The organism is Paraburkholderia sp. EG286A, assembly GCF_040965375.1.
GTDB lineage: Bacteria > Pseudomonadota > Gammaproteobacteria > Burkholderiales > Burkholderiaceae > Paraburkholderia.
The window spans coordinates 321,538-337,010 of record NZ_JBFRCB010000007.1 but is presented as its reverse complement, the minus strand read 5'-3'; the positions used below and the strand labels follow the sequence as shown (position 1 = coordinate 337,010).

13 protein-coding genes are annotated in these 15,473 nt (G+C 63.5%); 10 read left to right on the top strand and 3 right to left on the bottom strand.

The genetic code is table 11. The annotated features are described in order from the left end of the window. Positions 1-72 precede the first annotated feature (72 nt). From AB4Y35_RS31435 to AB4Y35_RS31395, 9 genes are all read left to right on the top strand, one after another. Positions 73-324, top strand: coding sequence for a hypothetical protein (locus AB4Y35_RS31435; protein WP_342922955.1), 252 nt, complete (start codon positions 73-75; stop codon positions 322-324). A gap of 365 nt (positions 325-689) precedes the next feature. Next, positions 690-1,430: a 3-ketoacyl-ACP reductase gene (locus tag AB4Y35_RS31430; protein ID WP_368707468.1), complete on the top strand. Its 741-nt coding sequence runs from the start codon at positions 690-692 to the stop codon at positions 1,428-1,430. 310 nt (positions 1,431-1,740) lie between these two features. Further along, positions 1,741-2,172: an Lrp/AsnC family transcriptional regulator gene (locus tag AB4Y35_RS31425; protein WP_324161414.1), complete on the top strand. Its 432-nt coding sequence runs from the start codon at positions 1,741-1,743 to the stop codon at positions 2,170-2,172. Positions 2,173-2,348: 176 nt separating this feature from the next. Then, positions 2,349-3,419 carry an ornithine cyclodeaminase gene (locus tag AB4Y35_RS31420; protein ID WP_368707467.1) on the top strand — a complete coding sequence of 357 codons (1,071 nt, stop codon included), beginning with the start codon at positions 2,349-2,351 and terminating at the stop codon, positions 3,417-3,419. A 57-nt stretch (positions 3,420-3,476) separates the two neighbouring features. Then, positions 3,477-4,418 carry a citrulline utilization hydrolase CtlX gene (gene ctlX / locus AB4Y35_RS31415; RefSeq protein WP_368707466.1) on the top strand — a complete coding sequence of 314 codons (942 nt, stop codon included), beginning with the start codon at positions 3,477-3,479 and terminating at the stop codon, positions 4,416-4,418. 118 nt (positions 4,419-4,536) lie between these two features. Then, positions 4,537-5,913 carry an amino acid permease gene (locus AB4Y35_RS31410; RefSeq protein ID WP_368707465.1) on the top strand — a complete coding sequence of 459 codons (1,377 nt, stop codon included), beginning with the start codon at positions 4,537-4,539 and terminating at the stop codon, positions 5,911-5,913. Between the two features lie 73 nt (positions 5,914-5,986). Continuing rightward, positions 5,987-8,503 (top strand): DNA ligase D, encoded by a 2,517-nt coding sequence (ligD, locus tag AB4Y35_RS31405; protein WP_368707464.1) that lies wholly within the window; start codon positions 5,987-5,989, stop codon positions 8,501-8,503. Between the two features lie 77 nt (positions 8,504-8,580). Beyond that, a complete protein-coding gene (locus AB4Y35_RS31400) occupies positions 8,581-9,507 on the top strand; it encodes a Ku protein (RefSeq protein ID WP_324159727.1) in 927 nt (308 codons plus the stop codon). 29 nt (positions 9,508-9,536) lie between these two features. Next, positions 9,537-10,343, top strand: a complete 807-nt coding sequence (locus AB4Y35_RS31395; RefSeq protein WP_368707553.1) for a tetratricopeptide repeat protein — start codon at positions 9,537-9,539, stop codon at positions 10,341-10,343. Between the two features lie 511 nt (positions 10,344-10,854). Here AB4Y35_RS31395 and AB4Y35_RS31390 read toward each other — a convergent pair. The 3 genes from AB4Y35_RS31390 to AB4Y35_RS31380 all read right to left on the bottom strand — a co-directional run bounded on the left by AB4Y35_RS31390 (position 10,855) and on the right by AB4Y35_RS31380 (position 13,482). Next, entirely contained in the window at positions 10,855-11,322 is a 468-nt protein-coding gene (locus tag AB4Y35_RS31390) for a CBS domain-containing protein (protein WP_368707463.1), read from the bottom strand. A gap of 281 nt (positions 11,323-11,603) precedes the next feature. Further along, on the bottom strand, positions 11,604-12,464 hold the full coding sequence (locus AB4Y35_RS31385; RefSeq protein WP_368707462.1) for a class I SAM-dependent methyltransferase: 861 nt from the start codon (positions 12,462-12,464) through the stop codon (positions 11,604-11,606). A 34-nt stretch (positions 12,465-12,498) separates the two neighbouring features. Further along, positions 12,499-13,482: a LysR substrate-binding domain-containing protein gene (locus tag AB4Y35_RS31380; RefSeq protein WP_368707461.1), complete on the bottom strand. Its 984-nt coding sequence runs from the start codon at positions 13,480-13,482 to the stop codon at positions 12,499-12,501. Between the two features lie 166 nt (positions 13,483-13,648). On the opposite strand from AB4Y35_RS31380, the gene AB4Y35_RS31375 reads away from it, so the two are divergent. After that, positions 13,649-15,400 carry an IlvD/Edd family dehydratase gene (locus tag AB4Y35_RS31375; protein ID WP_368707460.1) on the top strand — a complete coding sequence of 584 codons (1,752 nt, stop codon included), beginning with the start codon at positions 13,649-13,651 and terminating at the stop codon, positions 15,398-15,400. Positions 15,401-15,473 lie beyond the last annotated feature (73 nt).

Below are 15,473 nucleotides of genomic sequence, written 5' to 3'. Positions count from 1 at the left end.
TGTCACATTGAGGCTCGAATATATGCGGCCCTGTGCCCCTGGTTGCGGCATGAAAGTTACTGGGAGACAACGTTGCTGAGCCCGAAAGAATTCGCCACGCTGATGCTGGTCCGCCATTCGCCGGACCAGATCGACATGAACCGCCAGGAACTGGACACGCTGCTCGAGCGTCAGCTGGTTGCGCTCGAGCAATGGACGGAAGGCCACCGCCGGCTGTCGCTCACGATCGCCGGCCGCTCGCTGCTCGAAGCAGTGGGGCGGCTGGAATACGTGACCGGTTTGCCCGACGGGTATGGCAACGAGCGCCTCGCCGCCGGCCTTTGATGCTCATTTGATGCTTGCGCAGTGAGCCTGCGTGCGGCCCGGTCCCGAATGGAGCCGGGCCGTATCTTTATGCAAAACACATTTTCCCCGCGGGCATTTATTGAGGCATGCCAGGTAATTGTGTGCTTTTGCCCACGTCCGAGGACGTGATCGTCTTGTGTCCCCCAAAGGACGCTGCTACGCTGATCCGGTTTTCCGGCGGTATCGAGCGAAGGCCGGCGCACGCTGTCTTACGGAAGGATTGCGGCAGGCGTTTTCCTGTACGGGTATTTCCCCATCGCCCGGCTTGGTGGCGCTCGTCAAACTGACTCCATCCTCCAGAGTCTTTCCCAACTCACCTACCCCCTAAAGCAAAAGGAGGATCTATGGCAAAGCGTATTGCCTACGTGACCGGCGGCATGGGCGGCATCGGAACGGCCATCTGCCAGCGTCTGCACAAGGATGGCTACACGGTGGTCGCGGGCTGCGGTCCGAACTCGCAGCGCAAGGCGCGCTGGCTCGACGAGCAGAAGGCGCTTGGCTACGAGTTCGTCGCGTCCGAAGGCAACGTGGCCGACTGGGACTCCACGGCTGCTGCGTTCGAGAAGGTGAAGAAGGACGTCGGCGAGATCGACATCCTGGTCAACAACGCCGGCATCACGCGCGACGTCGTCTTCCGCAAGATGACGCACGAAGACTGGATCGCGGTGATCGACACCAATCTCACGAGCCTCTTCAACGTGACCAAGCAGGTGATCGACGGCATGATCGAGCGGGGCTTTGGGCGGGTGATCAATATTTCGTCGGTGAACGGGCAGAAAGGCCAGTTCGGTCAGACGAATTACTCCACGGCCAAGGCCGGCATTCACGGCTTCACCATGGCGCTCGCGCAGGAAGTGGCGACCAAGGGCATAACGGTCAACACCGTTTCGCCCGGCTATATCGGCACGGACATGGTGAAGGCGGTGAAGCCCGAAGTGCTCTCGAAGATCGTCGACAGCATTCCGGTGCGGCGCCTCGGCGAACCGATGGAAATCGCCTCGATCGTGGCGTGGCTCGCATCCGACGAAGCGGGCTTCTCGACCGGCGCAGACTTCTCGCTCAACGGCGGCCTGCACATGAGCTGAGCATTGCCGCGGCTTCTTGCGCGGTGCTTGTGAGCACAACGAAGTGATCTGGCGGGAGCGGCGAGAGCCGGCTCCCGCCTTGTCTTTTGGGTCTCGCTGAATGGCGACATGCAACCGGGAACGCTTCGGTTCGCCAGCGCCAGCACTGAATCCCACGAGGCTGTCGACATAGATATGGCAAACGGGTCGAAATCGCCCATAATCCTGGCAATTTGCCACGCGCAGCGAGCAGTCTGACCAGTTCGCGTGGCGCCGCTGCCCGCCTCACGGCATATTCGCGGCTCTCAGGATTCAGCCAGGAAATATCGATATGATCAGCCTCGACGACATCGACCGACAGCTCATCGCGCTGCTGCGCGACAACGCCCGCACTTCGGTCGTCACTCTGGCGAAGCAGTTGCGCGTGGCGCGGGCGACCGTCCAGAACCGCATTGCGCGGCTCGAGGAAAACGGCGTGATCGTTGGCTATACGCTGCGCCTGAAGCCCTCGGCGGAGAAGCACCGCATTCGTGCGCTCATGTCGATTGCCGTCGAGGGCAACCGTGCAGCGGATGTCGTGAAGGCGCTGCGCGGTTATCCGAACGTGGCGACCATCCACAGCACGAACGGGCGTTGGGACCTGGTGGCGGAATTGCAGGCGGATTCACTGGAAAGCTTCGACCGGGTACTGGCTTCGATCCGCCTGCTCGACGGCATCGCCAACACCGAAACCAGTATTCTGCTTTCGACGCACAAGGCCTGAACGGCCGCCCCGGAATCAACCTGCGCAAGATGGCAGCGCGGGTTGGCAAAGTGACCAGTTTCCTGCGCGTTTTGCCAGCTTTGCCATCTGTCAGTTGGCGTGCTTCATCGAAATAATCTCCTCATTGCGTGCCGCACGAACGCCGTGCACGGCATAGCCCACCCAGGAGACATTTCATGACCCGCTTTCTCGACGTTCCTGCCACCAGCAAACTCATCGCACACATAGGCGTGCCTCGCTGCCTCAGCGAACTCGTCGATGCGCTCGAACACGACTACCGCCGATGGAACGAATTCGATAAATCGCCGCGCGTCGCCTGCCATTCCCGGGATGGCGTGATCGAATTGATGCCTGTTGCCGATGCGAAGCTGTTTGCGTTCAAGTACGTGAACGGTCATCCCGTCAATGCGCAGCGCGGCATGCACACCGTCATGGCGTTCGGCGCGCTCGGCGACGTCGATACCGGCTACCCCGTGCTGCTGGCCGAACTGACGCTGACCACCGCGTTGCGCACAGCCGCGACGTCGGTCATGGCGGCAAAGCAGATGGCGCGTCCGAACGCGCGCACGATGGCGCTGATCGGCAACGGTGCGCAAAGCGAATTCCAGGCGATCGGCTTTCATACGCTGCTGGGCATCGAAGAAATTCGCGTATTCGATATCGACACGCAGGCGACCGACAAGCTCGTGCGCAATCTCGCGGCATTTCCTCATCTGAAGCTCGTGCGCGCCGGCTCGACTGCAGAGGCCGTGCGGGGCGCCGACATCGTGACGACGGTCACGGCCGACAAGGCGTATGCCACGATCATCACGCCGGAGATGATCGAACCCGGCATGCATCTGAACGCGGTTGGCGGCGACTGCCCTGGCAAAACCGAGTTGCACGAGAGCGTGGTGCGCATGGCACGCGTGATCGTCGAGTATGAACCCCAGAGCCGTATCGAAGGCGAGATCCAGCAATTGCCGGCCGATTTCCCCGTGGTCGAGTTCTGGCGCGTGCTGCAGAAAGACGCACCGGGCCGGGAGAGCGCATCGGAAGTGACGATCTTCGATTCTGTGGGCTTCGCGCTGGAAGACTATTCGGCGCTGCGCTACCTCTATGCACGCGCGATGCAACATGGCGTGGGCGACGACATCTCGCTGATTCCGCCGGCCGCCGATCCCAAGAACCTGTTTGGGCTGATCGCCGAACACGTCCCGTCGTTGCCTGCCGCACGTGTGGCTGAAGTGACGGCGCTGGTGAATTGACCGCCCCGTACCGCCCCGTATCGACCGGTATTCGTTGCCCGAATTTCGCTACTCCCTATGAGCCTTCTTTCGATTCAGGCGCCGTGCGCTGTCGTGATGATCCGGCCGCACCGCTTTCACCCCAACCCGGAAACCGCGGCCGACAACGCGTTCCAGCGCGAGCTGCCCGCCTGCGGCGACCCGGCCACAGAAGCCCTTGCCGAAGCGGCACGCGACGAAGTCACCGAAGCCGCGCAACGGTTGCGCGACGCCGGTGTGCACGTGCACGTCTTCGACGACTTCGGCGAGCGCAGCACGCCGGATTCGGTGTTCCCGAACAACTGGTTCTCGACGCATCCCGGCGGCCATGTCGCGCTGTATCCGATGTATAGCGGCAATCGTCGGCGCGAACGGCGCACGGACGTGATCGACATGCTCAAGTCCGAGTATCGGGTGCAGGACGTGATCGACTTTTCCGGGCTCGAATACGACGATCTCTTTCTCGAAGGCACCGGGGCGATGGTGCTTGATCATGTTGCGCGCGTGGCTTACACGGCACGCTCGCGACGCGCCGATCCGGTCGCGCTCGAACGCTTCTGCACGCACTTCAATTTCGAGCCGATGTGCTTCGACACGGCGGGCAGCGACGGCACGCCCATCTATCACACCAACGTGATGATGAGCGTCGCGACCGACTTTGTGCTGATCGGCCTCGACGTGATCCGCGAGGCCGCGCGCCGCGAGGCGATTCATCGCCGTCTCGCACAGACGGGGCGTACGGTCATTGGCCTCGAGAACGCGCAGATCGACAACTTCGCCGGCAACGCCATCGAATTGTCTGGACGCGACGGGCGCGTGCTGGCGCTGTCGCGACGTGCTCTGGAAAGCCTTTCCCTGCGCCAGCGTCGCTTGATCGAGCGTTCGGCGCAACTCCTGCCGCTCGACGTGCCGACGATCGAGATGGCCGGCGGATCGGTGCGCTGCATGCTTGCCGGCATTCATCTCTCGAAGCGGGATTGACCCTGCTGGCCGCGGCGCCAGCGCATCGTGCGCCGCCGGGCCATCACAAATCTGAACATACATCGAGGCTGGCGCCCGCAAAGCCTGCGTGGCGCACAAAGCCATGGAAGGAGACACCATGTCGGAACGACAGCCTGCGCTTCATCGCGGACTCGAAGAGCGTCACATCAACCTGATGGCCTTGGGCGCGGCCGTTGGGGTCGGGCTATTTCTCGGCTCGGCCAGCGCGATCAGAATGGCCGGCCCGGCCATTCTCGTGAGCTATACGCTCGCGGGCGTGGCGATATTCATCATCATGCGCGCGCTCGGCGAAATGGCCGTGGCCAACCCCGTGGCCGGATCGTTCAGCCGCTACGCGCAAGACTACGTCGGGCCGCTCGCCGGCTATCTCACGGGCTGGACCTACTGGCTTACGGCGCTCGTTGGCAGCATGTGCGAGATCACGGCCGCGGGCATTTACATGAATATCTGGTTCCCGCACGTGCCCACGTGGATATGGACGTTTGCCGCACTGGGCGCCGTGGCGGCGATCAATTTCGCCGCCGTGAAAGCGTATGGCGAATTCGAGTTCTGGTTCGCGCTCATCAAGGTCGTCACGATCGTGCTGATGATCGTGGCGGGCGCGGGCATGATCGTGTTCGGCCTGGGCAACGGCGGCGTCGCGACAGGCGTGAGCAATCTGTGGACGCACGGCGGCTTCATGCCCAATGGCTGGACGGGAATATTGAAAGCGCTGCCGATGGTCATGTTCGCCTATCAGGGCATCGAGTTGCTCGGCGTGACCGCCGGCGAGGCCCGCAATCCGCAAAAAACGCTCGCACGCGCCGTGAATTCCGTTTTCTGGCGCGTACTGATTTTTTATGTGGGCGCGCTGTTCGTGATCATGTCGATTTATCCCTGGAATCAGATCGGCACACACGGTAGCCCGTTCGTGCTCACGTTCGACAGGCTCGGCATCCATTACGCCGCCGGCATCATCAATTTCGTCGTGTTGACCGCGGCGCTTTCCTCGTGCAACAGCAATATTTACGGTACATCGCGGCTGCTCCATAACCTCGCGGAGCAACAGCAGGCGCACGCCGTATTCGCGCGCGTTTCGCCGAACGGCATTCCGGTCTTTGCGCTGCTGTTTTCGTGTGCTTGCGCGCTGTTGGGTGTCTACCTCAACTATGCGAGTCCGAAGCATGTGTTCGTGTGGCTCACCGCCATTTCCACGTTTGGTGCGCTCTGGACATGGGCGATCATCCTCTTCTCACATTACCGTTTTCGCAAGGCGCCGCTCGCCGCTCGTGGCGCGTCGCGCGCGTGCCGGGTGCCGTTTTTCCCGTACGGCAACCTGCTTGCGGGTGCGTTTCTCCTCGTCGTACTCGCGTTGATGGCGCGCTTTGACGACACACGTGTTGCCGTGATCGTGGGGCCGTCGTGGATCGCCTTCGTGGCGCTCGTCTACGTCGTGACGAAGCGGCGGCCGGAAACCGCAGCGCAGGGCACATAACGCGGGCGCGAGTGTTCACGCCAGGCGTTCCATTTGCGACGCACCAGGCGAGAGATGTTCCTAGACTATCGTCATGGCCTCGACCCGCGACCGCAATCCGTCATCACCGCCGCTGTCCCGCTACGGAAAAAAGCGGGATTTCCGTGTCACGCCTGAACCGGCGCCGCCGGCTGCCAGCCCGCCCGCTGAAAATGGACATCTGGGCTTCGTTGTGCAGAAGCACTGGGCGAGCCGGCTGCACTACGACTTTCGGCTCGAACTCGACGGGGTGCTGCTGTCCTGGGCCGTACCCAAAGGCCCGTGTTACGACCCGAAGGAAAAACGGATGGCCATACACGTGGAGGACCATCCTGCCGACTACGCGGGCTTCGAAGGCACGATTCCGGCAAAGCAATACGGCGCCGGCGACGTGATCGTCTGGGACCGTGGCAGCTGGGAACCCGTCGGCGATCCGCGCGAGGGAATGACTGCGGGCAAGCTGGTCTTTCGTCTCCACGGCGAAAAGCTTGCCGGACTCTGGGAGCTGGTCCGCATATCGAAGCCCGGCGACAGGCAAGACCAGTGGATGCTGTTCAAGAAGCGCGATGCGTGGGCGCAGCCGCTTGCCGAATACGATGTCATCAAGGCGCTTCCCGATAGCGTTACCGCGAAGCCGCTCGGGCTCGTCGAGGAACGTGCGCCGAGGGTCGCGAGGCCTGCGCGCAGCGGGTCGTCGGAGATAGACCTTGTCGCGGCGGTGTCTGCTCCGCTGCCTGCCAGACTCGAGCCTCAACTCGCGACCCTGGCGGCATCCCTTCCCACCAGCGGTGATTGGGTGACGGAAGCGAAGCTCGACGGCTATCGCATGCTGTCCCGCGTCGCCAAAGGCCATGTGCGATTCATCACGCGAGGCGGTCATGACTGGACCGCCAGGTTTCCCGCACTTGCGGCAGAAGTCGAAGCGCTTGCGCTCAACAGTGCGTGGCTGGATGGCGAAATCACCGTCCTCAAAAACGGCCTTCCCAGTTTCGCTGCGCTGCAAGATGCCATCGACGGCAACGCGAATCAGGATATCGTCTACTTCCTGTTCGACCTGGTATACCTCGACGGGAAAGACCTCAGGAAGGTGCCGCTGTGGTCGAGGCGCATGCTGCTCGCGCAGCTTCTTCAAGATGCCGGTGAGCACATCCGGTTCAGCCAGGACTTCGAGGCGCCCCCGGCCCAACTGTTCGAAGCCGCCTCGGGCCTGGGCCTGGAAGGCCTCATGCTCAAGCGCCGCGACGCGCCCTATGAATCGGGGCGGACCCAGACGTGGCTCAAGGCGAAGTCCCGGCTCCGCCAGGAACTGCTCATCTGCGGCTTCACAGGGCGAGGCGGCAAAGACGGCGAGGTCGGCAGCCTGCTGCTTGGTTATTACGCGGACGGCAAGCTTCGCGACGCCGGAAGCGTCGGCACCGGCTGGGACGCCCGGACCGCGCGGGACCTGTGGGCCCGGCTGACGCCGCTCGAAGTCGATGCGGCACCATTTGATGTCGATGTGACCAGGCCGCGCCGGTGGGCCCGGCGCTCGGCCGGCAGTGAGCGGTGGGTTCGCCCTGAACTCGTCGCAGAGGTCGAATTCGCGGACTGGACCGCCGATGGTGTCGTCCGGCAGGCCTCCTTCAGAGGCCTGCGCATCGACAAGCCGCCGACCGGCGTCGTCCGGGAAGGGGGAAAGACACTGGCGCCGGAGCCGCAAGCGAAGCTGAAAATCACGCATCCGGAACGCGTCGTCGACCCATCGACCGGTATCACGAAGGCGGACCTCGTGCGCTACTACGCGAGTATCGCCGAGCGGATGCTGCCTCACCTGAAGGCCCGGCCCATTGCGATGGTCCGTGCGCCCGCAGGCATCGCCGAAGACCTGTTCTTTCAGAAGCATGCCGAGAGAACAGCCATGCCCGGATTGACGGCACACGACCGCAGTCTCTGGCCGAATCATCCGCCCCTCTTGACCGTCGACACGGTCGACGCGCTGCTGTCGGCGGCACAGATGAACACCGTCGAGTTTCACACCTGGAATTCGACGGTTCGACGACTCGACAAGCCCGACAGGGTCATCTTCGACCTGGACCCAGGCGAGGGCGTGAAATGGGGACGCGTTCAGGAAGCGGCGCTGCTGGTTCAAACGCTGTTGTCGGAGCTGGGTCTGCAAGCCTGGCTGAAGACGAGCGGCGGGAAGGGTTTGCACGTCGTCGTGCCGCTTGCGCCGCGGCTGGACTACGATGCGGTCAAGTCGTTCTCGCAGGCATTCGTGCGGCATCTGGCGAAGACGATTCCCGAGCGCTTTTCGGCGACCTCCGGGCCGTCGAACCGGGTCGGCAAGGTCTATGTCGACTACCTGCGCAACGGCAAGGCGCAGACCACCGCTGCGGCATTTTCCGCGCGGGCGCGACCCGGGATGGGCGTCTCGATGCCGGTCGCCTGGGCGCAGTTGAACGACCTCAAGAGCGGGGCGCAGTGGACGGTACAAACGGCCCGCGAGTACCTCAGCTTCCAGCAGCAGGACCCGTGGGCCGATTACTGGTCGGGGGCGCAATCGTTGGCATCGGCGATAAAGCTCCTAAAATGAAACGACCGCCGGTCGGCGGCGGCACGCGCTTTGCGTTAAGCGACGTGCCGAACGTGCCAATCCGCGAGGAGAAGTCCATGCCCGCCCGCTCAATCGCTTCCCTGACGCTGTCCTTCGGGCTCGTTTCGATTCCGGTGAAGCTCTATACCGCCACCGAGAGTTCGTCCGACGTCCGCTTTCACATGCTGGCGCCAGACGGCTCGCGCGTGAAGCAGCAATACGTCTCCGAGAAGACGGGCGACGTTGTCGAGCGCTCGAGCATGAACAAGGGCTACGAATTCGAAAAGGACCGCTTCGTGGTCTTCACCACCGACGAGCTAAAGGCCCTCGAAGACGCTGCGAGCCATGTCGTCGAAATCATGGCCTTCATCCCGGAAGAGGCGATCGACCCGGTCTTCTACGACAAGGCCTACTACATTGCGCCCGACAAGCGAGGCGGCAAGCCGTACAGCCTGTTGCAGCAGGCGCTCGTGCAGAGCGGCCGCTGCGCGCTGGCGAAATGGGCGTCAAAAGGACGGACGCGGATCGTGCAGGTGCGCCCCGAAGAAGATGGGCTCGTCTTTCAGCAATTGCTGTACGCCGACGAGGTTCGCTCGCTGGCTGACCTGCATGTCGAACATGTCGACGTATCCGATACCGAGATGAAACTCGCGCTGCAGATTATCGAGCAGGGCGCCGAAGACAATTACGACCCGACTGCGTACGAAGACGAAGAGAAGAAGCGCATCCTCGCCGCCATCGACGAAAAGATTGCCGGCAAGCAGGTCGTCGTTCACGAGGCCGACGAAGAACTGGCCGGCGGCGGACAGGTGATCGACCTGATGGATGCCCTGCGCGCGAGTTTGAAGGGTGGCGCGAAAGCGAAAGCCGCTCCGGCGCCGAAGCGTAGCAAGAGCGCGGAGCCCGTTACCGAACTGCCTGTCGCGCCCAAGACGCGCAAGCCGCCGGCGCGCGCCGCCAAGGCTCCCGCTGAAGCGCCTGCCAGGGTGCGGGCACGCAAGTGACGCCACAAGTCGCCGCGCGCGAGACTTCGATGCGCGAGTTGCAGGCCATGCTGGGCGTTTCCCGGAGGGTGGTATCGGGCCTCATTGCTGCAGGATTCGTGAAGCCATTACGGGGACCGCGAAACGCATACCGCTTCACGTTCCAGGACGTCGTGCTGCTGCGTACGGCGTTGCAATTGCGCGATGCGCGCATTGCGCCGCGCAAGATCATCATGGCGCTCACGCGGCTCAGAGACGAGTTGCCCGAGGCATTGCCGCTTACGGGGATTCGCGTATCGGCGGTTGGCAACGACGTGGCCGTGCGAACCGGTCCTTCGCAATGGGATGCCGCCACCGGTCAGTTCCTGCTGGATTTCGAAGTGGCGCAAATCAAGGGCGATGTCGTGTTTCTCGACTCGGCGCCTGCGCAGAAGAACCTCGCGCATCAGGCTCAGGAGTGGTACGACCTCGGCGAGCAGTTGAGAGCAACCGATGTGAACGGCGCTGAACGGGCGTACCGCAAGGCCATAGCGCTATCGCCGCAACCTTTTTATGCTGCCTACGTTGATTTGGGCGCGCTGCTGTGTGAACTCGAGGGGCGTTGCGAGGACGCGCTTCAACTATCGGACGAAGCGCTGGCACACTTTCCCGACGATGCCGTGTTGCACTTCAATCGCGCGATTGCGTTCGAGGAGCTGGGCCGCTTCGAAGACGCTGAGCGAAGCTATATGCGCTGCCTCGAACTCGACCCGACGTACGCGGACGCTCACCACAATCTGGCAATGCTGCTCGAAAGACGTGGCGACCCGCAGGGCCTGGTTCGTCATTTGAACGCTTATCGACGGCTGACTACTTAAGGCGGGACGTAAGTGACCTCGTAGGGAGATGTTCACTGAGGCCGGGCATGGACTTGTGGGCTCTTCGAACGCGGTGCGAGCGGTGAGCCGGCCAGGGTATCAACCTGATGACTCAGACGCTAAATCCCGCAACTCGCATCATCTGGCGCGACACTGCGCCGCGTGAGCCTTCCGCCTCGAATCGCGCGCGAAGGCTCGCGTCTGCCCTGCGGGTCACGCCACGGTGCATGGCCACAATTAAAGCGAAAAGGGCGACGAGAAACATCGGTGTGGCAAACATCGTATTGCTCCTGGTTGTCGTAACCGGACATGGGTTGAAGGTATGCGCCGCCCACGCGAATCGCGTCTGTATTCTGCGTGGACTGTCATCCGCCGGCGTTCCGGTCACCGGAAGGCTCCCTTAAATAATATATCACAGCATGATATATGCAAGCGCGCGCGGGTCACTTGCTGGAAACCTTCGCAAATATGGGTCGATGGGGCCTCAGAAGCGCATCGGTGCGCACCATGCCTAATAGGCGCCGCCAGTATCGATCGTCAGATAGAGCATGTCATGCTCGAGGAGCGTGATGAAATGCTCGTCCTCCTGAAAAAGTTCTTCCAGGAGGTCGCTGCTGGAAAGCACGCCGATGACGCGCCCGGATTCGATGACCGGCAGGTGCCGGATCCGCCGGGTATGCATCGACGCGAGGCACTGATCGCAAGTGTGCTCGGGTGTCACGTAAAACACCTCGGTGGTCATGATCTCGCCAACCGTGGTGCTGGCGGCGTCGCGGCCGAGCACTTCGACCTTGCGGGCGTAGTCGCGCTGGGACAGGATGCCGGCAAGCTTGCCGTCTTGCAGCACAAGCACCGTCGTGACGTCCTTTTCCGCCATTACATGCAGCGCCGCGAGCACCGTGTCATCGGGGCTGACCGAAACAACCTCGCGGGAGATCACGGACAGAATCTGCCGTGCGGTCTTCCTCTCCTTTTTCATGGCCACCTCCAGACGCAACGCACAGCACGGCCGGACTCCGCATTGTGAAGGCATACGGAATACGATCAGTCCGCCACGGCTGGCCGATCTATTCGGTTGTGCTGAATTCCAGTGTAGATCGTTTGCCTTATCAAGACCAGGTCGTCCCTACAACGCGCCCGCGCGGCGCTAACGATTGGCATGGCTTCTGCTTAAAGCTCGCCAGCACGGTGGCCGGCGAACTATACCGTGGCCGGCCCGCCATCATATGGGGAACAACAGGAGCGACTGGCAGGCTTGCCTCAAACCGTCGCCACGAGAATCGATTCCCCGCTCGCCGGCCTCAGTCCATCGCTTCGTCCTGCGAAGTAACGTGCGACAAGATCCGCGGTCGAAACATGACGGGCCTCACGCAACCCCGCTTCGCTTGCCAGCGCAAGCATCTCATCCGGCGCAAAAAAGCTCACGAACGGCGTGCCTGCCGCCTTCGCGCGTTCATACACGGCGGCATGCTGCGAGCGCTCGGGCTCGTCGATGAGTTCAAGCGGCAAAAGGAACGTCATGACCAGCGTCGAGCCCGGTGCGAGCCGCGCGATCTGCCGCAGCGTCGCGAGGTTCGCTTCGCGCGTGAGATACATCGAAACGCCCGTCGAGGCGATCACCGCCGGACTCGCGGCATCGAATCCAGCTGCGGCGAGCCGATCCCACCACGTTTCGCCGGCTTCGAAATCGACCGGCACGAAGCGCAGCCACGCCTGCTCGCGATACCCCAGCTCCATGAGCCGCTGACGCTTCCAGGCCTGCGTGCCCGGCTTGTCCACCTCGTACACGTGCAGGCGCGAGGCGATTTCGGGGTGGCGCTGCGCGAACGTGTCGAGTCCCGCGCCGAGAATCGCGTACTGGCGCGCGAGCCCTTTCGCGGTCTGCTCGGCCACGAGGTCCTCGACAAACCGTGCCCGCCCGACGATCGAAGCACGATAGCCGCGCGTCCCTTGCGGGTGCATATCGGGCCGCTCGCGCCAGTTCGTTTCCGGCGCGGCGATCTGCATGCCGGTTTCGTCTTCGAGCACGTGGGGCGCATCGTCGACCTGGACGTGCAGCGCGCGCCACAGCGCGACGCGAATGGCGGTGCTGTCGGGAGCGGCGGGATGGCTGGCGGGCATGGTTCGGTCCTCTAGCGCGGATTTCGTCGCACGATTATCGCGCGCCTGGCTCGTGGCCGTGCGTGCCGTAAATGTCGGCGCTCACCTGCCGCAACGCCTCGATCATCACGCTCGCCGCGGGCGTGAGGAGGCCGTCCGCGCGCGTGATGATGCCGAAGTCGTCCATCTGGCAATCCATCGGCACGGGCAGGATCGCGACCATGCCGTGCGCCGCGTAGTAGCGCGCCACGTCCTCGGTGAGCACGGCGATCATGTCGCTTTGCTCCAGCACGCGCGTGATGAACAGCAGCGCGGGCGTTTCGACCACGTTCGATGGGGGCGCGAGGCTCGCACGCTGGAACATCAGCTCGAAGCGGTGGCGCAGCACGCTGCCGACCGGCGGCACGACCCAGGTGGCGCGCGCGATGTCGGCGAGCGCGATCGGCCGGGCTTCGTCCTGTGCCGCCACGAGCATGGGATGCCCCGGCCGCACCACGGCGCACACGGGCTCGCCCGCGAGCGGCTCGTAACGCAGCTGGAGCTTGTCGTGCTCGGCGGCAAGGCGGCCCAGCACCACGTCGAGCTTGTCTTGCGCCAGGTGTTCGAGCAGCACGTTGCTGGCGTCGATCTCGACGGAGACGCGCAGGTTCGCATGCGTGCGCTTGACCGCCGCAACGGCCGCCGGCAGCACGCGCACGCCCGGCGAGGTGATCGCGCCCACCGCCACGTGGCCAAGGCGCCCGGCCTTGAGCGCGCTCAGTTCCTCCTGCGCCTGGTCGAGGCTGCCGAGCACGGCGCGCGCGTGGCGGATCAGCGCGTCGCCGTATAGCGTGGGCCGCATGCCGCGCGGCATGCGCTCGAACAGCACCGCGCCGAGCATGTCCTCGAGCTCCCGCAGGAGCTTCGAGGCGGCGGGCTGCGTCATGTTCAGCGCCGCCGCCGCGCGGTGAATGTTGCCTTCCTCCGCCAGCGCCACGACGAGGAGCAGTTGCCGCGTTTTCAGCCGCGTGCGTACGTACCAGGGGCTCGTATCCAGCATGTCTCCGCCTGATTTCCCAAATAGTTTTAGGTGTTTATACCAATGCCGATATCGATATCGGAAGCGTCCATTATTTCATTAGAAGGTTATCAGACTTCTCCCTAGACTGTCCCGAATCCATCGCTCTAAGCACTCGGCGAACTACCCGCTCCACACAACGAACACGATGTCGGATACCAAACCCAAACTGCGCTCCCAACAGTGGTTCGGCACCACGGACAAGAACGGCTTCATGTATCGAAGCTGGATGAAGAATCAAGGCATTCCCGATCACGAATTCGATGGTCGCCCGATCATCGGCATCTGCAACACCTGGTCGGAGCTCACGCCCTGCAATGCGCATTTCCGCAAGCTCGCCGAGCACGTGAAGCGCGGCATTTATGAGGCGGGCGGCTTCCCGGTCGAATTCCCGGTGTTCTCGAACGGCGAATCGAACCTGCGTCCCTCGGCCATGCTCACGCGCAATCTCGCCTCCATGGACGTGGAAGAGGCGATTCGCGGCAACCCCATCGACGCCGTCGTGCTGCTGTGCGGCTGCGACAAGACCACGCCCGCGCTGCTGATGGGCGCGGCGAGCGTGGACGTGCCCGCCATCGTCGTGACCGGCGGCCCGATGCTCAACGGCAAGCACGAAGGCCGTGACATCGGCTCCGGCACGGTGGTGTGGAGGCTGCACGAGGAACTGAAGGCGGGCGAGATCAATCTGCACCAGTTCCTTTCGGCCGAAGCGGGCATGTCGCGCTCGGCGGGCACCTGCAACACCATGGGCACCGCCTCGACGATGGCCTGCATGGCCGAATCGCTCGGCGTTTCGCTGCCGCACAACGCGGCGATTCCCGCCGTCGATTCGCGCCGCTACGTGCTCGCGCACATGTCGGGCATCCGCATCGTGCAGATGGCGCTCGAAGACCTGAAGCTCTCGAAGGTCCTCACGCGCGAGGCGTTCGAGAACGCCATTCGCACCAACGCGGCGATTGGCGGCTCGACCAACGCCGTGATTCACCTGAAGGCGATTGCCGGGCGCATCGGCGTCGATCTCGAACTGGAAGACTGGCAGCGCATTGGCCGCAACACGCCGACCATCGTCGATCTGCAGCCTTCGGGCCGCTTCCTGATGGAGGAGTTCTATTACGCGGGCGGCCTGCCGGCGGTGCTGCGCCGGCTCGGCGAAGCGAACCTCCTGCCGCATCCGAATGCGCTCACGGTCAACGGCAAGTCCATCTGGGACAACGTGCGCGAGGCGCCCAACTACAACGACGAAGTGATCCGTCCGCTCGACAACCCATTGATCGCAGACGGCGGCATCTGTATCCTGCGCGGCAATCTCGCGCCGCGCGGCGCCGTGCTCAAGCCTTCGGCGGCCACGCCCGAATTGCTCAAGCATCGGGGCCGCGCCGTGGTGTTCGAAAACTTCGACCACTACAAGGCGACGATCGCCGACGAGTCGCTCGACGTCGACAAGGACTCCATCCTCGTGATGAAGAACTGCGGCCCGCGCGGCTACCCCGGCATGGCCGAGGTCGGCAACATGGGCCTGCCGCCCAAGCTGCTGCGCCAGGGCGTGAAGGACATGGTGCGCATTTCCGATGCGCGCATGAGCGGCACGGCTTACGGCACGGTGGTCCTGCACGTGGCGCCCGAAGCGGCCGCGGGCGGGCCGCTCGCGGCGGTGCGCAACGGCGACTGGATCGAGCTGGACTGCGAATCGGGTCGCCTGCATCTGGACATCAGCGACGAGGAACTCGCGCGCCGTTTGAGCGATGTCGATCCGGCGGCCGCGCCCGGCGTGGCGGAGCAGCTGGGCAAGGGCGGTTATGCGCGCCTTTACGTCGATCATGTGCTGCAGGCCGACGAGGGTTGCGACCTCGACTTCCTCGTGGGCAAGCGCGGGGCGGCGGTGCCGCGGCATTCGCACTGAGCGGTTGATGCAATGAGCCAGGGCGCGCCGGCGCCCTGAGCGCGGCAAAAGAGAAGAAATGGGCTTGGAGACA